This is a genomic window from Paracoccus sp. PAR01 (assembly GCF_014851995.1).
GTDB lineage: Bacteria > Pseudomonadota > Alphaproteobacteria > Rhodobacterales > Rhodobacteraceae > Paracoccus > Paracoccus litorisediminis.
Map to the genome: position 1 here is coordinate 277,249 of NZ_JACVAW010000003.1, position 20,965 is coordinate 298,213.

The following is a 20,965-nucleotide window of genomic DNA, read 5'->3' on the forward strand; positions in this document are numbered from 1 at the left end:
CGGGCGTACACAGGGGATACACAGGCTGTCATCCATCATCACGCGGTCCCCATCGGGTGGCGGTAGACGATGCAGGTCGTGCCGCGGATCGAGATCTCGGATTCCGGCACGGCACCAAGACGCTCGGCCAGACGGCGCGAACGCAGGTTCTCGGGCGCGATCAGCGAGATCAGCGGCCCCAGCCCCATGACCCCATGTGCATGGGCGCGCGCAGCCAGCGCCGCCTCATAGGCGATGCCGCGGCCCTCGAAACCTTCGTAAAGATGCCAGCCCAGTTCCGGCTCGGGCCAGTCGATGTGATGGCCGATACCGGTACGACCGGCGACAAGGCCGGTGGCCTTGTCCTGAATCATCCACCAGCCATAGCCGCGAATGATCCAATGGCCGATCATGGAACTCAGCGAGGTCCAGCTTTTCCATTCCGGCATCGGGCCGCCGACATGGCGCGAGCGCTCGGACAAGCCAAAGGCAGTGATGGCATCCAGATCGTCGAAACGCGGCGCGCGCAGGATCAGGCGATCGGTCTCGATCACCGGAACATCCGCGCGCAGGGTTTCGATCTTGTGCGACATCACTTCTTACCGAACAGCCCCGACAGGCCACCGGGCAGGTTCAGACCGCCCAGCTGGCCGCCCAGACCCTTGGAGTCCTGCAGCATCTTGGTCGCCTCGGCCATTTGTGCCGGATCGACATTGGCCATGTCGGGCAGACCGCCGCCCTTGCCAGCCATGGCGCGCATGGCTTGCTTGAGCATGCCGCCCTTGCCCATCTTGCCCAGCTTCTTCATCGTGTCGGCCATCTGCTTCTGCATTTTCAGCAGCTTGTTCAGCTCTGACACATCCATGCCAGCACCTGCGGCGATGCGCTTCTTGCGGCTGGCCTGCAGCAGGTCCGGGTTGGCCCGTTCCTTCTTGGTCATCGAGTTGATCAGCGCGATCTGACGCTTCAGCGCGCGGTCGTCGAAACCGGCGGCCTCGGCCTGCTTGGCCATTTTGCCCATGCCCGGCATCATGCCCATGATGGACTGCATCCCGCCCATCTTCATCATCTGCTCAAGCTGGTTCTTCAGGTCGTTCATGTTGAACAGACCCTTCTGGAAGCGCTTCATCATGCGCTCGGCCTGTTCGACCTCCAGCACTTCCTGCGCTTTCTCGACCAGCGCGACGATATCGCCCATGCCAAGGATGCGGCCCGCGATCCGATGCGCGTCGAAGACCTCGATCGCGTCCATCTTTTCGCCAAGGCCGACGAAGCGGATCGGCTTGCCGGTCACGGCGCGCATCGAAAGCGCCGCACCGCCGCGGCCGTCGCCGTCCATCCGGGTCAGGACGACGCCGGAAATGCCGACCTTGCCGTCGAATTCGGTGGCGACATTGACCGCGTCCTGGCCGGTCAGACCATCGACGACCAGCAGCGTCTCGCGCGGGTTGGCCACGTCACGGACAGCCTGAACCTCGTCCATCAGGACTTGGTCGATATGCAGGCGGCCTGCGGTATCGAGCATATAGACGTCATAGCCGCCCAGCGTCGCCTGTTGCTTGGCGCGCTTGGCGATCTGCACGGCGTTTTCGCCCGGAACGATCGGCAGCGTATCGACGCCGACCTGCTGGCCCAGAATCGCCAGCTGCTCCATTGCGGCGGGGCGCTGGGTGTCCAGCGAGGCCATCAGCACGCGCTTCTTCTCGCGGTCTTTCAGGCGCTTGGCCAGCTTGGCAGTGGTCGTGGTTTTACCCGAGCCCTGCAGACCGACCATCAGGATCGGCGCGGGCGGATTGTCGATGCGCAAGGCGTCGGGCGCATCTTCGCCCTGCAGGACCTTGATCAGCTCGTCATGGACGATCTTGACGACCTGCTGGCCGGGGGTGATCGACTTGGTGACGGCTGCACCGGTGGCCTTGGCGGTGACTGATTTCACGAAGCTGCGGGCGACCGGCAGCGAGACGTCGGCCTCGAGCAGGGCGACGCGGACTTCGCGCATGGCGGCGGTGACGTCATCCTCGGACAGCGCGCCCTGCTTGGTCAGCCGGTCGAATACGCCGCCAAGACGGTCGGACAGATTTTCAAACATCGGCGGCCCTCCGTAGGTCGGTTTCCGTTCACCCCGCGAGACCCGAGGCTTGATAAGCAGTAACGCCCCCGTGGGCGCAACGCGCTGACGGGGGGCGATCCCCGCGCCTTGCGGGGACCGGAAGGGCGTCCTTCCGGGAATTCCGCGACCTGATACGAAAAAACGGCCCCCGAGTCAACGAAGGCCGTCTTTATGTGAACCAGCCGGGATCAGGCGGCGATACGCTCCAGCGCCTCATGCGCGCGGGCAAGGCCGGCATCGCGGTCAAAGGCCAGACGGTCGGCGGGCACGAAGTCCACATCGGTGATGCCGATGAAGCCAAGGATATGGCGCAGATAGCCCGAGGCGAAGTCTAGATCCGACCCGATCGGCGTGCCAGCCGAGGTATAGGCGATGATGGCGCGCTTGCCTTTCAGCAGGCCTTCGGGGCCTTCGGCGGTGTAGCGGAAGCTGACACCGGCGCGGGCGATCTGGTCCAGCCAGTTTTTCAGCTGCGCGGTGATGGTGAAGTTGTAGATCGGCAGGCCGATCACCAGAACGTCGGCGTCCTGCACTTCCTTCAGATAGGCGTCCGAGGTCGCGATCAGCGCCTGCTGTTCAGCGGTCGGGTTTTCCGGCGACAGGCGGACAGCCTGGAACCAGTCATTGTTGATCGCGGGCACGCCTTCGGCGAGGTCGCGATAGGTGACGGTGGCGTCGGGGTTATCAGCTTGCAGCTTGGCGGTGATGGTGGCGGTCAGCTGGCGCGAGACCGAGGCATCGCCGGTAATCGCGCTGTCGATATGGAGGATGTTCATCTGCGGTCTCCGCTGTTCGAGTTGTGAGGCTGAGATAGGGCTTTGCACGAATGAACAAAATGGCGATATTTGCGCATGAACTGCGCGAATATGCACAGTGGAGGTTCTGCGCGCATGGAAACGGAAAGCTGGGACGATATCCGGGCGGCGCTGGCAGTGGCACGCAGCGGCACGGTCAGCGGCGCGGCCCAGGTGCTGGACGTGCATCATGCCACCGTGATCCGCCGCATCAACGCGCTTGAGGCGCGTCTGGGCGCGCGCCTGTTCCAGCGCCATGCCCGCGGCTACACCCTGACCGAGGCCGGACGCCTGCTGCTGGAGGCGGGCGCAGCAGCCGAGGCGCGGTTTTCGCAGATGGCGGCGCGGATCTCGGGGACCGGGGAGCGCATCGAAGGCGAAATCACCGTGACCTCGGTTCAGGGCATGTCCGATCTGGTGATGCCGCGGCTGGTCGCGCTGATGCGCCAGCATCCGGGGCTGCGGCTGAACTACACCACCGACACCCGCCTGTTCCGGCTGGACGCGGGCGAGGCCCATGTCGCCATCCGCGCCGGGGCGAAACCGGTCGAGCCGGATTACGTGGTCAGCCCATGGCTGCGGCTGGCGGCCAGCCTTTATGCCTCCGAGGGGTATCTGGCCCAGCACGGGCCGGTCACCGACCCTTCGGCGCATCGCTTTATCATTCCCGGCGCCGAATCCCGCCCCGCGCCGCATATGCGCTGGCTGGCCGCGCATCTGCCCGCCGCGAATATCGCCATGATCAGCAATGACGCCGACGCGCGGCTGGCGGCGATCCGGGCCGGGCTGGGTCTGGGCTGGCTGTTGCCGGGCGAGGTCGACGACCTGACCGAGGTGATGTCCCTGCCCGATTGGGAATCGCAGCTTTGGCTGGTCAGCCATGTCGACCTGCACCGCTCGCCCAAGGTGCAGGCCGTGCTCAAGGCGCTGCGCGGCTGACAGCCCTTGTATCGGCCCGGCATTTGGCGATGCTCGCGCCCGCATCAAGAGGGGCACGGAATGGCGGATACGGCAATGCCACAGGAACGGATCGAGGCGCTGCGCGGTCATGCCGCGATGCTGGCATTCTCGGTGCTGATTGCGGGATCGTTCTCGCTGGGGGCGCGGGCCGCGAACCTGATCGACCCGACTGCGATCTCGGCGGCGCGTTTCGTGATCGCGGCGGGGGTGATTGCAGGCTTTGCCTTTGCCGGGCCGGGAATCCCGCGTCAGGCGCTGCGCGCGCCATGGCGCTACCTGCTGCTGGGTGGGTTGTTCGCTGCCTATTTCGTCCTGATGTTCGAGGGGCTGAAGACCGCCCTGCCTGTCTCGGCCGCGGCGGTATTCACGCTGACGCCGGTGATGTCGGCGGGCTTCGGCTGGCTGTTGCTGCGCCAACGGATGACCGGGCGGCTGGCAATGGCGCTGGCACTGGGGGCGGCGGGCTCGCTTTGGGTGATCTTTCGCGGCGATATCCATGCGTTGCGGCGGCTGGATTTCGGCCGGGGCGAGGCGATCTATCTGCTGGGCTGCGTGGCGCATGCGCTTTACACACCGATGGTGCGCCGCCTGAACCGGGGCGAGACGCCGCTGGTCTCAACCTTCGGGACGCTGGTCGCCGGGGCGGCGCTACTAAGCATCTGGGGCTGGCGCGCGATCATTGAAACCGACTGGGCGAACCTGCCGGCGCTGGTCTGGGTAACGCTGATCTATGTCGCGATCTGCGCCAGCGCGATGACCACGCTGCTGGTGCAATATGCGACGATGCGCCTGCCCGCCGCCAAGGTCATGGCCTATACCTATCTGACCCCCGCATGGGTGCTGCTGCTGGAATCGGCGCTGACCGGCGCCGCCCCGGCCTCGGCCATGCTGCCGGGCTTTGCCGCGACCATCGTGGCGCTGCTTCTGCTGTTGAAGGACCAGCGGCATTGAAGAAAAAGATGGGTATTTAAGAAACGAAGAAGCCGTTTGCCGTTTCGCCCGGGCCGAGCGCAGCAGGATTGCCACATCTGCCGGCAATCGCAGCCTGACACGCGCCGCGACCATTCGTGCCATTTGAGACATCGCTGAACGATGCTAGCCTGAGGCCAGAACAGCGACAAATGGCCGGAGACAGTGATGATCACCCGCCGCTCTGCGTTGGCCATTCTGGCCGGGACCCTTGCGGCTCCGGCCCTGGCCAGTCCGGGCAAGAGCCCCGCCTTTGCCGAAATGGCCTATGCCGGCCATTCGCCGCGCAATTTGATGGATATCTATCTGCCGCGGGGCAGCGGCCCCTTTCCGGTCCTGCTCGACATTCATGGCGGAGGGTTCCTGACCGGCGACAAGCGCGACCTTGCCGTGCCCCAGCAGGTTCTGGACCATGGCGTCGCTATCGTCCGCATGAATTACCGCCTGTCGAACCAGGCCCGCTGGCCCGCCCAGCATGAGGACGTGCTGTCCGCCGCCGCCTTCCTGCAATCACGCGGACAGGAATTGAACCTTGCGCCGGACCGGATCGCGCTGGGGGGACGCTCGGCCGGAGCGTTTCTGGCGGTTTCGGCGGCGCTCAGCATGGTGCAGGCGGGACGGCCACCCGCAGCCGTCGTCAATTTCTATGGCCCGATGGATTTCGGCAGCATGGATGCGGACATGGCCCGGTTGGGTCTGAAGATGCATCGCCCGCCTGCCGATTCCGCCGAAAGCGTCGAGTCTCTGCTGGTCGGCTACGCCGTGGGTGAGCGCCGACAGGAGGCCACCGCCATGGGTCCGGTCGGACGGCTGAACGCTATCGGACAGGGCGTGACCCTGCCGGCGCTGATGATCCGCCACGGCCTGATCGACAATATCGTCGCCGCCGAGCAGGCCCAGCATCTGCGCACCGCATGGGCCGAGGTCGATCCGCATGCCGAGATCGACTTCGACCTGCTCGCTGGCGAAGGCCACGGCACCGCCGCCTTTGGCAGTCAGAAGGTGCTGGGCGATCTGGCAGCATTCCTTGTCCGCAACCTTCGGATCAAGGCGGACGGCTGAAACTGCCCGGAACATCGGGTCGGCGTGTGGCGCGTGTTTCACCGTTTCTTAAATACCCATTCTTCTGCGCCAGCCGTGCAACCCGCGCGGCGCTTGCACCCTTGGGCAGGCTTGTCTAAGCCATTTCCAGCCCCTGACACGGACCATCATGCTGATCTTTATCGAACCGCGCATCGTCCTTCTTTCGGTCCCCAAGACTGGTACCACTGCGCTGGAAACCGCGCTGTCGGGCAAGGCCGAGATCGCCTTCCGCAACCGGCCCGAGATCAAGCATCTCAACCTGCGGCAATATCTGGGGCGTATCAGCCCGCTGCTGGCCCCGATCGGCGGCGCGCCGTTTGAATCCGTTGCCATCATCCGCGAGCCGCTGGACTGGCTGCGCAGCTGGTATCGCTACAGGACGCGGGCAGAACTGATCGGGCACGCGAACAGCACCGCTCATATCGGCTTCGAACAGTTCCTGCGCGAATATCTCTCGACCGGGAAACGCCCGCGTTATGCGCAGATCGGGCGGCAGAGCAACTTTCTGCTGGACGCCAGCGGCAAGGTCGCGGTCGACCATGTCTTCCGCTACGAGGCGATGCAGGCGGCAGTCGATTTCCTCTCGGCGCGGCTGAGCACGCCGATCAAGCTGCGGCACAGCAACGTCTCGCCGCAGGCCGTGACCGATCTGTCACCCGAGACCGAGGTCATGGCCCGCGAGGCCTTGGCGCAGGAATATGCGGTCTGGGAAGCGGCGCGGATCGCTGCCGTCCCGGCCCCGGTTCAAGCCGGGCCGTAAAGCGACTTGGCCCGTTCCTCGAAGGCGCGGACGATGCGGACCATCGCCTCGTGAAAGACCACGCCGATGACCTTGCCAAGGATGGCGTTGCGGAATTCGAAATCAACAAAGAACTCGATCCGGCTGCCGCCCTCGGGCTGATCGGCAAAGGTCCAGCCGCTTTTGAGATATTTGAACGGCCCGTCCAGATACTCGGTGTCGATGCGCTTGCGCTCGGGCCAAAGCGTCACGCGGCTGCCGAAACGTTCGCGGAAAACCTTGAAACTGATGACCAGATCGGCCTCGATCGCCTCGCTGCCGTCGGGTCCGGGGCGGCTCGAGCGGATGCGGGCGGCGCTGTTCCAGGGCAGGAACTGCGGGTAGCTTTCAATATCCGCGACCAGCGCATACATTTGGTCGGCAGTATAGGGCAGGATGCGGCTGTCGCTGTGATGGGGCAAGGGTCGGTCCCGGAGCTTGTTCCGTTTTGGGCAGCACTTAGCAGGGGAAGGGGCGCATGAACAACCTAATCTGGCTGATCCGTGCGTCACGCTGGGCGCGCAACCCGCCCAGCGCCAAACGCGTCAGGCTGATCCTGGCCATCATTGCCATCTGCCTTGTGATCGTGAGCATCGAATGGATGGGCTGGTGGCCGGACTGGGCGACAATGGACCGCCCGCGCGGGATCCATCTGCAAAGGCCCTGATTGGGACTGCGGCGACATGCCGCGCGCCGGAATGTTTCGGCGCGCGCGGTTTGCATCCGGATCTACAGCCCCACCTCTTTGAAAGTGTTGCACTGGGCCAGCTGGCCGCTGGTGAAGCCGCGCTTGAACCAGGTCATGCGATCCTGCGACGAGCCATGGGTGAACTTGTCGGGCCTGACCGCCTGACCGGCATTCTGCATCAGCGTGTCGTCGCCCACGGCATTGGCGGCGTTGATCGCTTCCTCGACATCGCCATCCTCGATCGTGCCGAATTGCTCATTCGCCTGCCGCGCCCAGATCCCGGCAAAGCAATCGGCCTGCAGCTCGGTCAGGACCGAGATGTAATTGGCATCGGCCTGACTGGATTGCTGGCGGATCTGCATGGTCTGGCCAAGGATGCCCAACAGGTTCTGGACATGGTGGCCGACCTCATGCGCCACCACATAGGCAAAGGCGAAATCGCCCCCTGCCCCCATCCGCTGCTGCATGGTGTCGAAGAAAGCCGTATCCAGATACAGCTTCTGATCGTTCGGGCAATAGAACGGCCCCATGGCCGAGCTTGCCCCGCCGCAACCCGTCTGCGCCTGACCCGAGAACATCACCATTTGCGGCGAGACATATTCGACCCCGGCCTGTTCGGGCAGCACCTTGCCCCAGACCTCCTCGGTGTCGGCAAGGACGACCGACATGAACTGGCCGACCTCCTGCTCCTCAGGGGTCAGTTCGCGTTGCTCGGTGGTCTGCGAGCCCTGCTCCATCGACCCCATGATGGGCGAGATGTCGATGCCCAGAAAATAGCCCACCGCAAGCACCAGAAGCACGCCGACGATGCCGATGCCGCCTGCGCCGGTCACCCCCATGCCCCGCCGATCTTCCACATTGCGGCTTCCGCGTCTGCCACGCCACTGCATGTAAAAACCTCCAAGAACCGAAGCCCTGATACATAGAAGGCTACCCTAATCGCGCCATTCCACAAGCCACCACAAGGGTTGACAGTGTCGCAGCCGACGTTCAGCAAGCCCTTCTGACAAAGGAGCAACGCATGTTCGACTGGGTGGTTTCGACGATCGAGGGCTGGGGCTATTTCGGGGTTCTGATCCTGATGGTGGCCGAGAACGTCTTTCCGCCCATTCCATCCGAGGTCATCATGCCGCTGGCGGGCTTTCTGGCCGGGCGCGGCGACCTGAGCCTGACCATGGTCATCATCATCGGCACGCTGGGTTCGGTCATCGGCACGACCATGTGGTATTACATCGGCATGTGGATCGGTGAGGCGCGCCTGAAGCGTTTCGCGGCCAAGCATGGGCGGCTGCTGACGCTGTCGCCCTCGGATATCGACATGGCGCGGGACTGGTTCGACCGGCATGGCGGGGCGGCGGTCTTTGCCGGGCGCATGCTGCCGACGATCCGCACGCTGATCTCGGTTCCGGCCGGCCTGTCGCGGATGCCGATGTGGAAATTCCTGATCTACACCGCATTGGGCAGCGTCATCTGGATCGGCGCGCTGGCGCTGGCGGGCCTGCTGCTGCATGAAAACTACGAACTGGTCGCAGGCTGGGTCGATCCGCTGTCGAAGCTGGTGATCGTGGTGGTGGTGGTGATCTATGTCTATCGCGTCATCACCTGGAAGCCTCACTGAGAAACCTCATTGAGATCACGCCATTGGGATTTGTCCGAAACCTGCCCAACCCGTAAGCGAGAGCCATGACCCAGACCTACAGCAAACAGTTGGGAATGCTTGCGGGCGCCGGATCGGCGGCCCTGCTGGCTGCCGCCCTGACCTTTCAGTTCTTCGGCTATGCGCCTTGCGAACTGTGCATCCTGCAACGCTGGCCGCATCTGGTCGCGGCCATCATCGGCCTGCTGATCGCCGTGCTGGGCTGGAAACGCTGGCTGGCGCTTCTGGGTCTGCTGGCGGCGTTGGTGGCATTCGGCCTTGCCGTGTATCACACCGGGGTCGAGATGAAGATGTGGCTGGGTCCACAGCATTGCTCGGGCGGGGTGACGGGGCTGGCCACGATGTCCACCGGCGACCTGATGGCCGCATTGGAGAAGGCCCCGGTGGTGCGCTGCGACGAAATCAGTTGGCAGCTGTTCGGGATCTCGATGGCGGGCTGGAACGCGATCTGCTCGGCCATTCTGGCGGCGATCTGGGCCGCCTGCGCGCGGGGCCGCAAAAGGGCTTTCGGGCAGGCCTGAAGGGCCTTTTCCCCAGCGAAAGATTGCACCCTCGGCTGGTATCGGATAGACCCGTCATCAACAAAATGTTGAGGCGATCCAGTGTCCGATACCCCCGATCACGATGATGACGACACCACCGAGAACGGCGCCCCGGAACGGGCGGTGATGCACCATGACGGGCCCGTAATCGACATCGCGAGCGAGATGCGCTCGTCCTACCTCGACTATGCCATGTCGGTGATCGTCAGCCGCGCGATCCCGGATCTGCGCGACGGGTTGAAGCCGGTGCACCGGCGCATCCTGTTCGCCATGCACGAAACCGGCAACACCCATGACAAGCCCTATCGCAAATCGGCCCGTCCGGTCGGCGACGTGATGGGTAAATACCACCCGCATGGCGACGCCGCGATCTATGACGCGCTGGTGCGGATGGCTCAGGACTTTTCCATGTCCCTGCCGCTGCTGGACGGTCAGGGCAACTTCGGCTCGATGGACGGCGATAGCGCCGCGGCCATGCGTTACACCGAAGTGCGGATGGACAAGCCCTCGGCCTATCTGCTCATGGATATCGACAAGGACACGGTCGAGTTTCAGGACAACTATGACGGCAAGGACCGCGAGCCGACCGTCCTGCCGGCGCGTTACCCGAACATGCTGGTCAATGGCGCGGGCGGCATCGCCGTCGGCATGGCCACCAACATCCCGCCGCATAACCTTGGCGAAGTCATCGACGCCACGCTGGCGCTGATCGAGAACCCCGACCTGCCGACCGAGCGCCTGATGGAGATCGTGCAGGGCCCCGACTTCCCCACCGGCGGCATCATCCTTGGCCGCTCGGGTATCCGCAAAGCCTATCTGGAAGGCCGCGGCAGCGTCATCATCCGCTCCAAGACCCGGATCGAGGAATCCCGCAACGGTCGCCAGATGATCGTGCTGGATGAAATCCCCTATCAGGTGAACAAGGCCACGATGATCGAAAAGATCGCCGAACTGGCCAAGGAAAAGCGCATTGAGGGCATCGCCCATGTGCAGGACGAATCCGACCGCAACGGCGTCCGCGTCGTCGTCGAACTGAAACGCGACGCCACTGCCGAGGTGGTGCTGAACCAGCTGTTCCGCTTTACGCCCATGCAGACCAGCTTTGGCTGCAACATGCTGGCGCTGAACGGCGGTCGTCCCGAGCAACTGGCGCTGCGCGACTTCCTGACCCATTTCCTGACTTTCCGCGAAGACGTCGTCGCCCGCCGCACCGCGTTCGAACTGCGCAAGGCGCGCGAACGTGCGCATGTGCTGTGCGGTCTGGCCGTGGCTGTCAGCAATGTCGATGAGGTCGTCCACACGATCCGCTCCTCGGCCGATGCGGCCGAAGCCCGGCAGCGGCTGATGGAACGGCGTTGGCCCGCCCATGACATCGTCGAATATCTGAAGCTGATCGACGACCCGCTGCATCCGGTCAATGAGGACGGGACCTACAACCTGTCGGAAACGCAGGCCCGCGCCATTCTGGAACTGCGCCTGCAGCGCCTGACCCAGCTGGGCGTGCAGGAAGTCACCAGCGAATTGCAGACGCTGGCGGAATCCATCCGCGAATTCCTTGCCATCCTCGCCTCGCGTGATCGGATCATGGCGATCATCAGCGATGAGCTGCGCGAGGTTCGCAACAATTTCGCCGTGCCGCGCCGGACCGAGATTTCGGACTGGGCCGGGGACATGGACGACGAGGACCTGATCGAGCGCGAGGACATGGTCGTCACCATCACCTCGGGCGGCTATATCAAGCGCACGGCCTTGGCCGAATTCCGCGCCCAGCGGCGCGGCGGTAAGGGTCTGTCCAGCATGGCGACCAAGGAAGACGATCTGGTCACCACGCTGTTCGTCGCCAATACCCATACCGAACTGCTGTTCTTCACCACCGACGGCATGGTCTACCGGCTGAAAACGTGGCGGCTGCCTTTGGGCGGACGCACGGCCAAGGGCAAGGCCATGGTCAATATCCTGCCGATCACGCAGGGCGTTTCCATCGCCGCCCTGATGCCGGTCGATGCGCCCGAAAAGGACTGGGACGACTATCAGGTGATCTTCGCCACTTCCGAGGGCGATGTGCGCCGCAATGCGCTGTCCGATTTCACCAATATCAAGTCGAACGGCAAGATCGCCATGAAGCTGCCCGAAGGGGTGGAACTGATCGGCGTGCGCATGGCCACGGAAAATGACGACGTGATGCTGGTCACGGCATCGGGTCGCGCGATCCGCTTCCCGACCACCGATGTCCGCGTCTTCAAGGGCCGCGATTCCACCGGCGTGCGCGGCATCCGTCTGGCCGAGGGCAGCCGCGTGGTCAGCATGTCGGTGATCCGCCATTTCGAGGCCGATCCCGCCGAACGCGCCGCCTATCTGAAGATGCGCCGTGCCGTTGCCGGTGCGCTGGATGACGGGGCCGAGGCCGATGAGGACGAGGAAGCCGTCGCTGAAGGCAATATCACGCAGGAACGCTATGCCGAAATGTCGGCGGCCGAGGACCTGATCCTGACCATCACCGCCAAGGGCGCGGGCAAGATCAGCTCCAGCCACGACTATCCGGTGCGCGGGCGCGGCGGTCAGGGCGTCATGGCCATGGACAAGGCCATGCGCGGCGGCGATCTGGTGGCCAGTTTCCCCGTCGAGGGCGATGACCAGATCATGCTGGCGACCTCGACCGGGCAATCGATCCGCGTACCTGTCGACGGGATCAGCTTCCGGTCGCGTTCTGCCGGTGGCGTGCGCGTCTTCAATACAGCCGAAGGCGAATCCGTGGTTTCTGTTGCCCGCATCGCCGAGAATGGCGAGGATGAGGCCGAAGCCTGAGTGACAGCGGGGCCGGCGCGATCAGCGCCCGCCCCTGACCGCCGGGCCATGCAAGGGTGACGGCGGGGTGACGTTTTGAATTCACGCGACTCGCAGCTAAGCGAAAGGCTGCAGACGGGGTTTTTGGGCGTCATCGCCTTTGGGCTGATCATGTTCCTGCTGGTGCAGGCGCGTTTCCTGCTGATCTGCCTTGCCATCGCCATCATCATCTTTTCGCTGACCAGCGACGCGATTTCGGCCTTTGCCCGGTTGCGCGTGCCGAACTGGCTGGCAACGACCCTGGCGCTAATTGCCATTGCCATCAGCCTGCTCTGGGCGGCGACAACGGTGGTGGCGCAGGTCAATGAGGTCGTCTCGACCTCGATCCTTTATGCCGACCGCGCGCAGGCGGCGCTGTCCAGCCTCAGTCAACGCTGGGGGCCGCAGGTGCAGGAATCCATCGCCACCTTCCTTGGCAGCATCGATTTCGCGGGCTGGATCCGGTCGGCAGCCGGGCAGGCCTCAAGCCTGATTTCGGGCTCGGTGCTGGTGGTGACCTTTGTCGGCTTCATGTTCAGCGAAAGGATCTGGTTCCCGGTCAAGATCGAGAACCTGACCGGCGACCCCGACCGCGCCGAAAACGTGCTGCACGTCATCCATACGATCATGCGCCGCGTGAACCGCTACCTTGTGGTCAAGGCTGCGATCAGCGCGGTCACGGCGGCGCTGATCTGGGTGATCTTCCGCGCTGCCGGGCTGGAGCTTTCGGGCGCCATGGCAACGCTGACCTTCATCCTGAACTTCATTCCCACCATCGGCACGATCATCGCTACCGGCACCGCGATCGCGGTCATTCTGGCGCAGACCGGCGACCCGACCGCGACCTTGATCATCGGTGGGGCCTGCACGGCGGTGCAGTTCCTGATCGGAAATATCCTTGATCCGCTGCTGCTGGGTCAGACGCTGCGCCTGTCCACGTTCGGGATCATCCTTGCGCTGGCCTTCTGGGGCGCACTCTGGGGCATTGCCGGGACGTTTCTGGCGGTGCCGATCATGGTCGCGGTGATGATCGTCTGCGCGCAGATCCCATGGCTGCGACCCGTGGCGATCCTGCTGTCCCATGAGGGGCTGCCCGACGAGGAGCCCCCCGACCCATTGCGGCTGCGCGGCTAGTTCCCCAGCCGCGGCAGCGTTTTAACCACGCCCGTCAGCGTCGCCATCCCCATCGGCATCGCCGTTGTCATATTCGGGGGCCTCGTCGCGATGCAGCGGGGCACGCGAAGGCGTGGGCTTGGGAACCGGCGGAGCCACGGGCTTCTCCAGCTTCTCGCTTTCGCGCAGGTGATTGGCCAATGTGGCCAGCACCTCGGGATTGCGCAGCCAGATGTCGCGTTGCGCGTAAGGAATCTCGATCCCCTCGGCGGCAAAACGCTCGACGACCTGATGGTTGATTTCCGAGGTCACACCGATGCCGCCGTTGATATCGGACAGCACGGCGCGGATCTCGAACATCATGCTGTCGGGGCCGAAGCCGCGGAACAGCACGGCAGGTGCCGGATTGATCAGCACGGTCGGCTGATCTTCGGCGATTTCCTGCAGGATCTGGGCCACCCGCCGCGTGTCGCTGCCAAAGGCCACGCCGATCGGCACGATGATCCGGCCCTGCAGACTGCCCCGCGTCCAGTTCGTCACTTGCTGGGTGATCAGGTCAGAGTTCGGCACGATCACGTTGTTGCGGTCGAAGGTCTGGATCTGGGTGGCGCGCACCGACATCTTCTTGACGACTCCCTGCTTGGTCCCGACCTCGATCCAGTCGCCCACCGCAATCGGGCGTTCGACCAGCAGGATGATGCCCGAGACAAAGTTCGACACCACCTGCTGCATGCCGAAACCGATACCGACCGACAAGGCACCGGCGACGATCGCCAGCGACGACAGGTCGATCCCCGCCGAGGTGATCGCCAGCAGCCCAGCCAGCCCCATGCCGACATAGCCCATCATCGACACGACGGCGTTCTGTCCGCCCACGTCCAGCTTGGTCTTGGGCAGGATCGAGGTGCGGAATGCGCCCTGAATGAAGCGCGTCAGGAAATAGCCGATGCAGAAGATGATCAGGAACGTGATGATCGCCATGGGCGACAGGCTGACGCCGCCAAAGCTGAAACCGCGTTCGATCTTGGTCCATGCCTCGGCCAGATCGCTGCGCCTTGCGCCCCAGATCAGCGCGAAAAGCGGCATCGACACCACGACCAGCGCAAAGCTGACCAGCACCGGCATCAGCGCATCACGCGCCGTCCGGTCGCCGCCCTTGGCCATTGCGTAAAGGTCGGCGATGAAGTCCTGCAGCACGATCAGCAACGCCACCAGCGCCAGCGTCAGTACCGTCGCCCACAGGATCGCGTTGCCCGCCGTGACAAAGCCCGCTGCCGCCAGCACCGGCGAGGCCAGCGCGATCAGCCGCCCGATGGTGGCAAGGAAGGCCACGATCCGGGTGCGGTAATCAGGCGGGCCATCCAGCTGTGCCGGTCGCAAGCGGCGCAGCACGTTGCACAGCTGGAACAGGAAGAACCCGCCCAGCAGGATGATCACGAAATGCCAGACCCCGGCCGAGGCCTCGCTGAGCCGCTGCGGCACAGTCGCGGTGTCATTCTGCGAATGAAAGCCCGACAGCGGCAGCACCGTGCGCGAGATCAGCTGGTGGATGGCCGTGGCCATGGCCAGCATGGTCGCGCGGAAGGCGGCCTTGCGTCGCTGATCCTCGGTCATCGGCAGCGGCAGCGAATCCGCGGTTCCCGGCGCCGGGAAGATCCGCCGGACCAGCCAGAAGCCGCCAAAGAACACCAGACCCGCGACCGGGATCGAGCGCAGCAGCGGCCCGCCCCATTTCCCGAACATGTCCGTCGCCAGCAATGCGGCGACCCCCAGCACGATGCCGATCAGGGGAATGGCGATCTGCCCCAGCGACACGCCAAAGATCAGCGCCGCACGCGAGCGTTCGCTGGCCCGCACCGACAGCCGTGACGGCAGGGAATCGACCCAGCGTCGTCCCCGCGACAGCAGCAGGACCGCCGCCAGCAGGAAGCCCAAGGTGACCAGGATACGCTGGGCGAAACCGGGACCGGTGCCGAACTGGCTCCAGCGCTGCTTGATTTCGTCATAGACATGGACGGCCAGTTGTCCTGCCTCGGCAAAGGCGGGACCCCAATTGGCCGGATTCAGCGGCGAGGGCGTCTGGCGGATCAGCGCATAGGTCTGGCGCTGGCGCAAAGCCTGATCGACCTGCTGGATGATGCCATCGGCGCGGCCATAGGCCTCGACGGCCTTCAGACCCGGTGCCTGCAGCTCGGCCAGCTGGTCGTTCAGCTCTTTGCGGCGGGCGGCCACATCCTCGGATTCAGGGGGCTGGCCCTCGGCCGGAACCGTACCCAGCGCCGCGATCTGGTCCTTGAGCGTGGCGATCCGGGTTGAGTTGATGCCCTGCGCCGACTTGAAGCCGTCGCGCCATTTCACCACCTCTTCGCGGATCGATTGCAGCTTGGCCTCGTTCGCCTCGCCCGCTTCAAGGATCTGCTCGGCCTGTTCGGCGAGCTTGCCCCAGTTGTCGTAATTCGGCGCGTCCGGCTCCTGCGCGAAGGCAGGAGCAGACAGTGCCAGCGACAGCGTGACAAACAGCGCCGCGATCAGGACGATCAGTCGTTGCATCAGTCTCTCAGTCCTCGAAAACTTCCGGCAGAACGGCCGGCTTGCGGGCCAGCCATTGCGGCACGGGCAGACCCTTGGCGCGCAGGAATTCCGGGTTGAAGAGCTTGGTCTGGTAGCGCGTGCCGTAATCGCACAGCACGGTCACGATGGTATGGCCCGGACCCATCTCTTTGGCCATGCGGATCGCACCGGCGATGTTGATCCCCGAGGAACCGCCAAGGCACAGACCCTCATATTCCAGCAGGTCGAAGACGACCGGCAGCGCCTCGGCATCGGGGATGCGATAGCTGAAATCGGGGGTGAAGCCTTCAAGGTTCGCGGTGATGCGGCCCTGACCAATGCCCTCGGTGATGGACGAGCCGGGGCTTTCGAACACGCCTTCGGTATAGAAGCTGTGCAGTGCCGCGCCCTCGGGATCGGCAAGACCGATCTTGACGCCCTTGGGTTGCAGCGCCATCGCCACCCCGGCCAGCGTCCCGCCCGAGCCCACGGCGCAGATGAAGCCGTCGACCTTGCCCCCGGTCTGTTCCCAGATCTCGGGGCCGGTGGTTTCGACATGGGCCTGACGGTTGGCTACATTGTCGAACTGGTTGGCCCAGATCGCGCCATTCGCTTCGGTCCGGGCCAGTTCCTCGGCCAGACGACCCGAATAGCGGACGTAGTTGTTGGGGTTCTTGTAGGGGGCCGCGGGCACCTCGACCAGTTCGGCACCTGCCAGACGCAGCATGTCCTTTTTTTCCTGGCTCTGGGTTTCCGGGATCACGATGACCGAACGGAAGCCCATCGAGGACCCGACCAGCGCCAGCCCGATCCCGGTATTGCCGGCCGTGCCCTCGACGATGGTGCCGCCGGGCTTCAGCTCTCCGCGTGCGACCGCGTCCTTGATGATGTACAGCGCCGCCCGGTCCTTGACCGACTGGCCGGGATTCATGAACTCGGCCTTGCCCAGAATCTCGCAGCCGGTTTCCTCGGATGCGCGGTTCAGCCGGATCAGGGGGGTATTGCCGATGGCAGAGGCGAGGTCGGGGCAGATGCGCATGGCGGGCCTTTCGCGAAATGATCGTCCCCGGTCTACACGGGGCTGCCGGATGGCGGCAACCCCGCGGGGTCTGGACTTTGCGTGATCAGTCGGCCTGACGCGCGTCAAATTCCGCGCGCAACCGGGCATGATTGAGTTCAAGCCACAGCGCCAGCGTCAGCAGCGGGCCGTTGCGCAGCTCTCCGGTCATGGCCATGCGCGTCAAATCCGCGCGGGGAATGACATGAGAGCGGATATCCTCGTCCTCGATCTCAAGCCCGCCGAAACCCGCCGTCTCATCGGGCAGGTCGGCAATGCCGATATAAAGATAAAGGAATTCCGCCATCGCGCCGGGACTGGGATAGTTGTGCGGACCCGGGATCAGCCGCGAGATGCCAAGCCCCGCCTCCTCGACCCCTTCGCGCAGGGCAGCCTGTTCGGGCGTCTCTCCGGCATCGACCCGCCCGGCGATTGTCTCATAAAGCCAGGGCTGCGCGTCGCCGCGTGCGACCGGGCCGGGGCGGAACTGGTCGATCAGCATGACCCGATCGCGGACGGGGTCCCATGGCAGCACCACCGTCGCATCGCCCGAGACAAATACCGCGCGGCGCATGTCCGGCGACCAGTCGCCCCGATGGCGGCGTTGATGCAGCACATGCGATTCGACCGAGAAGTAATCGGCATAGGGTTCGTCCCATGTCGCCTCGCGCACGCGCTCGGCCCCCGAGGGGCCGATCTGCGGCAGATGCCCGGTCTCGGCCTCTGCCCGCAGGCGCGAGGCGATCCAGCTGGCGATCATCGGCAATCGCGGGCGCAGGGATGGCGCGGGACGGTCGGCCAGTCGGTCCAGCAACCAATCTGCAATGGCCGCGGCCAATTCGGGCTGCCAATGGCCGTCGCCCCTGTCATCGCCGATGCCCAGCACCTCGCGCCCGCCAATTTCGCGCGTCTCAAGGCTCAGGATTTCGGCATAGCGACGCAACTGGTCGGTCCAGGGCGTCTCCCATGCCGGGACATGGCCCGCACCGGGCTCAAAAGCCGGAAACCTGTCCGGCGCGATGCCCGCCATCGCCCCGCCCAGCAGCCTGCCATCCAGCGGAGGGGCCTTGATCGCCTCGGGCGCCAGACGCATGCGCAAGGCCGGATGGGCCAATGCCCCGATCAGGACCGGCATCGGCTGACCCGTTTTCTGGGGAATTGCAGCGTTTTCTGGATCATCGCGCACCTGCCGAAAAAGAAGTTTGAAAATCTCGCATTTTTTCGCGGAAAGGCTCTTGCGCTTCAACCCCACCCCGTCTAAATCCGCGCCACCACCCAAGAAGCGCGGAGAGGTGCCGGAGTGGTCGAACGGGGCGGTCTCGAAAACCGTTGAGCCTGCAAGGGTTCCGTGGGTTCGAATCCCACCCTCTCCGCCACTTGGCGTCACTATCTTATTGTATTTGCGCGAAAAATTGTGATGGGGAGCGATCTGTTCCCCCAATTCTTCCCGTTGCAAATAGCGGCTGCTCGCGAAGTTGTGCGAATGTCAGCGGACGCTTTCTAGCCCTGAAACTTCAATGTTGCGCCGCGCCGCATCATCCAGTGTCTCTGCCAGAGCGGCGATTTCGGCGAGAGCTTCAGCAGGCTCGCATCGCGCAAGCCGCGCGCCAACCAAACCGCAGAGCGTTGCAATGGCCAGGTTGGCGACCGATGCGCCCTTGCGCTTTCTCGGCGCGCCCTCGGCTGCTTGTTTCGCGACCGACTGGCGCAGGGTGCGTGGGTTGATCGAAGGCAGCGATTTGGTACGCGTGGCGAGCTGAGCCGCATAGGCCTGCCGCACCTCGGCCTCATGCTCGGCGCACCAGAGCAGGTCCATGCGCCAAGACGTCGGCAGGTCGTCGAAGCCCTCGGCCTCGCACCACTCCCTGAGAGCGGCGATATAGGGCCGCCCAACTGGTCGATCCGTGTCCGCCGCTTCAAGCGCCCACCGCCGCCCCACCAAAAGCGCCACGCCCATCGCCATGAGCTGATCCAACCCGAGCGGTCGCGAAGCTTTGAAAGCCTGCCAGGCCGCGCGCCCTGCGGCGACAACATTGGCCGAGATCGGGATTGGCAGGGCCGTCATGCCGCGAGCCTACGCAGGGCAGCCAGTCTGGCCAGAAGTGTCTCAGCTGAAGGGGCAAATGCCTGGATGCCCAGCGCGCGACCTGTGAGTCGTGGCGCGAGCCTCAACAGCCAGTCTGGGTCAATGCCTGCGAACGTGCAGACCGTCACAAGATCGGGGGAGCGCCGCGCGAGCCATGCCCGCGCCTGTGCGTCTCCTCGCCTTGCGTCACGGATCGCTGTCACCACCACGGATGACCAGAGCTCAGCTTCAGGGCTCATCCCTTCCCCCATTTCGGCCTGGTTCTTCTCGCCTCGGAAATCACCCTACCGTGGCAGTGCCATCACCGACAAATGTTGTTGCCTATCGCAATGCGGACCTTGCTGCCATTTGTTGCGCGTGCTTCATGTGGAGAGTAAGTCTGTTTGTGCCCGACACGTCGGGCGGAAAGCGGTCAAATGGCGGTGCGGCATTGTGGCGGCAGCGATAACTACAAGCAGTCGCTAGTACAGCGCCTCGAGCCCGGTGATAAGTCAAGACAGGGCGGAAAACCGTCAGCCGCGATGCGGTATAGCGACCTCAGCGACTAGCACAACCTAACCGGCCGCTTTCCCTATAGGCCTGTGACTGGGACTGGGAGCACGAACGCCCTTCTCGCAGCGGATCAGAATTGATTGCGGCGCCTGCTTTCCCCAAAGACGGGCTTTCGACCCAACGGGCGATATGACGTCGGTTTGCGAGGTAGCACAAGTTGCTACATCCAGCCATGTAGCGAGGGTTTCCTGACAAATCGCCGCATATCTCGAAAAAGCGCAGATTGCATAACCTTTACGGGGTTCGACAGATCCGTACGTGGCATCTGCTTTTCCAGAAGGACTGCCAAAACTGCCTCGGCTGTTTGAATATCGATAGCCAGTGATGAAAGATTTATGTCGTCGCCGGGCCGAAGATCGCACAGTAGACCAGTCCCGGTAGCAAGGCTTTCTCCAAAAGAGATAACGGTCTTCCCCAAAAGTGCACTTTCCAATAGCGTCGTAGAGTTTATGCCCATTACCAGACCGCATTCCGATAGACTCTGAAACATCGGCTTCTTGGGATTATCAATAACCACGCCCGGACGAGGCGACAACTTTGGATCAGGGTACTTAGGGTGCGGTCTGACCCGCAACGTCATACCGGGTAATTTTTGCGCCAGATATCCGACGAATTCATCCATTGTACGGAAAGGTGAATCTTGGACAATATTCAAGTCGCGCTCGTCCTGCAGCGGCACGAAGACCGGTAGAGACATATCTGGCGGCTGGATATGAAAAGTGGCACCGTCAAACAAATGCCCGATTTGGGATTCCTGAATATAACCCGCTCTCGCAATCAAGAATTTTTCTCTTGCTGCTGTGTCGAGTTTGGAAAACTGAGAGAACCGTGTGCCACACCGAGCATTCGTGCCTGTCATGTCGAAATACAACTTAGTCTTCTGTGGAAACCATCCCTGCTCAGAAAATATCATCTTTGCATTGACTGAAGCCGCCATGGCAGTTGTAATTCGATCACCCGGTGACCACCCGTTCCAGCAGAATACGAAGTCCGGCGCAAAGCTTTCGAGGACATAGCCAAAGTGCCCATGGTCAGGCTGACACCATGTCGCCGCTTTTGGGAGATCCTCATGCATAGCTTCGGGATGGACGTAGAAATAGACTTGATGTCCGAGCGCCTGCATGGCCCGACCAAGACTGGCATAAAGTTGCGACACCATTTGCCATCGTGCGACGCGTTGTTCGGGCAGGATGCCCGCGCCGCTTACAAAAAGCAATCGCATGA

General features: G+C 63.7%; 19 protein-coding genes and 1 tRNA gene. 10 read left to right on the forward strand and 10 right to left on the reverse strand.

The window, feature by feature from the left end:
• Window positions 1-38: 38 nt before the first annotated feature.
• From IB235_RS08885 to IB235_RS08895, 3 genes are all read right to left on the reverse strand, one after another.
• Window positions 39-572: a GNAT family N-acetyltransferase gene (locus tag IB235_RS08885; RefSeq protein ID WP_192336407.1), complete on the reverse strand. Its 534-nt coding sequence runs from the start codon at window positions 570-572 to the stop codon at window positions 39-41.
• Window positions 572-2,068 carry a signal recognition particle protein gene (ffh, locus tag IB235_RS08890; RefSeq protein ID WP_155039741.1) on the reverse strand — a complete coding sequence of 499 codons (1,497 nt, stop codon included), beginning with the start codon at window positions 2,066-2,068 and terminating at the stop codon, window positions 572-574. Before ffh ends, IB235_RS08885 begins: the two co-directional genes overlap by 1 nt.
• 209 nt (window positions 2,069-2,277) lie before the next feature.
• Window positions 2,278-2,865 carry an FMN-dependent NADH-azoreductase gene (locus IB235_RS08895; protein ID WP_155039742.1) on the reverse strand — a complete coding sequence of 196 codons (588 nt, stop codon included), beginning with the start codon at window positions 2,863-2,865 and terminating at the stop codon, window positions 2,278-2,280.
• Window positions 2,866-2,979: 114 nt separating this feature from the next.
• Between IB235_RS08895 and IB235_RS08900 the strand changes: the two genes are divergently transcribed.
• From IB235_RS08900 to IB235_RS08915, 4 genes are all read left to right on the forward strand, one after another.
• Window positions 2,980-3,822: a LysR family transcriptional regulator gene (locus IB235_RS08900; RefSeq protein ID WP_192336408.1), complete on the forward strand. Its 843-nt coding sequence runs from the start codon at window positions 2,980-2,982 to the stop codon at window positions 3,820-3,822.
• A 60-nt stretch (window positions 3,823-3,882) separates the two neighbouring features.
• Window positions 3,883-4,794 (forward strand): DMT family transporter, encoded by a 912-nt coding sequence (locus tag IB235_RS08905; RefSeq protein ID WP_192336409.1) that lies wholly within the window; start codon window positions 3,883-3,885, stop codon window positions 4,792-4,794.
• A gap of 186 nt (window positions 4,795-4,980) precedes the next feature.
• On the forward strand, window positions 4,981-5,874 hold the full coding sequence (locus tag IB235_RS08910) for an alpha/beta hydrolase (RefSeq protein WP_155039745.1): 894 nt from the start codon (window positions 4,981-4,983) through the stop codon (window positions 5,872-5,874).
• 148 nt (window positions 5,875-6,022) lie between these two features.
• Window positions 6,023-6,655, forward strand: a complete 633-nt coding sequence (locus IB235_RS08915; protein ID WP_192336410.1) for a gamma-glutamyl kinase — start codon at window positions 6,023-6,025, stop codon at window positions 6,653-6,655.
• On the opposite strand, the gene IB235_RS08920 is transcribed toward IB235_RS08915, so the two are convergent.
• Window positions 6,640-7,095 carry a type II toxin-antitoxin system RatA family toxin gene (locus tag IB235_RS08920; RefSeq protein ID WP_192336411.1) on the reverse strand — a complete coding sequence of 152 codons (456 nt, stop codon included), beginning with the start codon at window positions 7,093-7,095 and terminating at the stop codon, window positions 6,640-6,642. The genes IB235_RS08915 and IB235_RS08920 overlap by 16 nt on opposite strands.
• Before the next feature lie 56 nt (window positions 7,096-7,151).
• Here IB235_RS08920 and IB235_RS08925 point away from each other — a divergent pair, with 56 nt between their 5' ends.
• Window positions 7,152-7,340 (forward strand): hypothetical protein, encoded by a 189-nt coding sequence (locus IB235_RS08925; protein ID WP_192336412.1) that lies wholly within the window; start codon window positions 7,152-7,154, stop codon window positions 7,338-7,340.
• A gap of 62 nt (window positions 7,341-7,402) precedes the next feature.
• Here IB235_RS08925 and IB235_RS08930 read toward each other — a convergent pair whose 3' ends face one another.
• Window positions 7,403-8,251, reverse strand: coding sequence for a neutral zinc metallopeptidase (locus IB235_RS08930; protein ID WP_155039749.1), 849 nt, complete (start codon window positions 8,249-8,251; stop codon window positions 7,403-7,405).
• A 131-nt stretch (window positions 8,252-8,382) separates the two neighbouring features.
• On the opposite strand from IB235_RS08930, the gene IB235_RS08935 reads away from it, so the two are divergent.
• The 4 genes from IB235_RS08935 (at window position 8,383) to IB235_RS08950 (ending at window position 13,517) form a co-directional block, all read left to right on the forward strand.
• Entirely contained in the window at window positions 8,383-8,979 is a 597-nt protein-coding gene (locus IB235_RS08935) for a DedA family protein (protein ID WP_192336413.1), read from the forward strand.
• A gap of 65 nt (window positions 8,980-9,044) precedes the next feature.
• Window positions 9,045-9,539 carry a disulfide bond formation protein B gene (locus IB235_RS08940; protein ID WP_155039751.1) on the forward strand — a complete coding sequence of 165 codons (495 nt, stop codon included), beginning with the start codon at window positions 9,045-9,047 and terminating at the stop codon, window positions 9,537-9,539.
• A 147-nt stretch (window positions 9,540-9,686) separates the two neighbouring features.
• A complete protein-coding gene (gene gyrA / locus IB235_RS08945) occupies window positions 9,687-12,365 on the forward strand; it encodes a DNA gyrase subunit A (RefSeq protein ID WP_225612133.1) in 2,679 nt (892 codons plus the stop codon).
• A gap of 75 nt (window positions 12,366-12,440) precedes the next feature.
• Complete coding sequence (locus IB235_RS08950; RefSeq protein WP_192336415.1) at window positions 12,441-13,517, forward strand: AI-2E family transporter; 1,077 nt, start codon at window positions 12,441-12,443, stop codon at window positions 13,515-13,517.
• Window positions 13,518-13,538: 21 nt separating this feature from the next.
• Here IB235_RS08950 and IB235_RS08955 read toward each other — a convergent pair whose 3' ends face one another.
• The 3 genes from IB235_RS08955 to IB235_RS08965 all read right to left on the reverse strand — a co-directional run bounded on the left by IB235_RS08955 (window position 13,539) and on the right by IB235_RS08965 (window position 18,238).
• Window positions 13,539-16,046 carry a DUF3772 domain-containing protein gene (locus IB235_RS08955; protein WP_192336416.1) on the reverse strand — a complete coding sequence of 836 codons (2,508 nt, stop codon included), beginning with the start codon at window positions 16,044-16,046 and terminating at the stop codon, window positions 13,539-13,541.
• 7 nt (window positions 16,047-16,053) lie between these two features.
• The gene (locus IB235_RS08960; RefSeq protein WP_155039754.1) at window positions 16,054-17,085 is read right to left on the reverse strand and encodes a cysteine synthase A; all 1,032 of its coding nucleotides are present in this window, start codon (window positions 17,083-17,085) and stop codon (window positions 16,054-16,056) included.
• An 85-nt stretch (window positions 17,086-17,170) separates the two neighbouring features.
• Window positions 17,171-18,238, reverse strand: a complete 1,068-nt coding sequence (locus IB235_RS08965) for an NUDIX domain-containing protein (protein WP_192336417.1) — start codon at window positions 18,236-18,238, stop codon at window positions 17,171-17,173.
• A gap of 151 nt (window positions 18,239-18,389) precedes the next feature.
• On the opposite strand from IB235_RS08965, the gene IB235_RS08970 reads away from it, so the two are divergent.
• A tRNA-Ser gene (locus IB235_RS08970) sits at window positions 18,390-18,479 on the forward strand.
• Window positions 18,480-18,589: 110 nt separating this feature from the next.
• Here the strand turns inward: IB235_RS08970 and IB235_RS08975 are convergent.
• Together IB235_RS08975 and IB235_RS08980 are read right to left on the reverse strand one after the other, a co-directional pair.
• Window positions 18,590-19,168 (reverse strand): hypothetical protein, encoded by a 579-nt coding sequence (locus IB235_RS08975; protein WP_192336418.1) that lies wholly within the window; start codon window positions 19,166-19,168, stop codon window positions 18,590-18,592.
• 733 nt (window positions 19,169-19,901) lie between these two features.
• Window positions 19,902-20,963: a hypothetical protein gene (locus IB235_RS08980; protein ID WP_192336419.1), complete on the reverse strand. Its 1,062-nt coding sequence runs from the start codon at window positions 20,961-20,963 to the stop codon at window positions 19,902-19,904.
• Window positions 20,964-20,965: the final 2 nt, after the last annotated feature.

Coding starts and splice junctions, on each gene's coding strand:
- gyrA (WP_225612133.1), top strand. CDS start 9,687: ATGCACCATGACGGGCCCGTAATCGACATCGCGAGCGAGATGCGCTCG.
- IB235_RS08965 (WP_192336417.1), bottom strand. CDS start 18,238: ATGCCGGTCCTGATCGGGGCATTGGCCCATCCGGCCTTGCGCATGCGT.
- IB235_RS08940 (WP_155039751.1), top strand. CDS start 9,045: ATGACCCAGACCTACAGCAAACAGTTGGGAATGCTTGCGGGCGCCGGA.
- IB235_RS08895 (WP_155039742.1), bottom strand. CDS start 2,865: ATGAACATCCTCCATATCGACAGCGCGATTACCGGCGATGCCTCGGTC.
- IB235_RS08910 (WP_155039745.1), top strand. CDS start 4,981: ATGATCACCCGCCGCTCTGCGTTGGCCATTCTGGCCGGGACCCTTGCG.
- IB235_RS08955 (WP_192336416.1), bottom strand. CDS start 16,046: ATGCAACGACTGATCGTCCTGATCGCGGCGCTGTTTGTCACGCTGTCG.
- IB235_RS08925 (WP_192336412.1), top strand. CDS start 7,152: ATGAACAACCTAATCTGGCTGATCCGTGCGTCACGCTGGGCGCGCAAC.
- IB235_RS08885 (WP_192336407.1), bottom strand. CDS start 572: ATGTCGCACAAGATCGAAACCCTGCGCGCGGATGTTCCGGTGATCGAG.
- IB235_RS08935 (WP_192336413.1), top strand. CDS start 8,383: ATGTTCGACTGGGTGGTTTCGACGATCGAGGGCTGGGGCTATTTCGGG.
- IB235_RS08900 (WP_192336408.1), top strand. CDS start 2,980: ATGGAAACGGAAAGCTGGGACGATATCCGGGCGGCGCTGGCAGTGGCA.
- IB235_RS08975 (WP_192336418.1), bottom strand. CDS start 19,168: ATGACGGCCCTGCCAATCCCGATCTCGGCCAATGTTGTCGCCGCAGGG.
- IB235_RS08930 (WP_155039749.1), bottom strand. CDS start 8,251: ATGCAGTGGCGTGGCAGACGCGGAAGCCGCAATGTGGAAGATCGGCGG.
- IB235_RS08980 (WP_192336419.1), bottom strand. CDS start 20,963: ATGCGATTGCTTTTTGTAAGCGGCGCGGGCATCCTGCCCGAACAACGC.
- IB235_RS08960 (WP_155039754.1), bottom strand. CDS start 17,085: ATGCGCATCTGCCCCGACCTCGCCTCTGCCATCGGCAATACCCCCCTG.
- ffh (WP_155039741.1), bottom strand. CDS start 2,068: ATGTTTGAAAATCTGTCCGACCGTCTTGGCGGCGTATTCGACCGGCTG.
- IB235_RS08915 (WP_192336410.1), top strand. CDS start 6,023: ATGCTGATCTTTATCGAACCGCGCATCGTCCTTCTTTCGGTCCCCAAG.
- IB235_RS08905 (WP_192336409.1), top strand. CDS start 3,883: ATGGCGGATACGGCAATGCCACAGGAACGGATCGAGGCGCTGCGCGGT.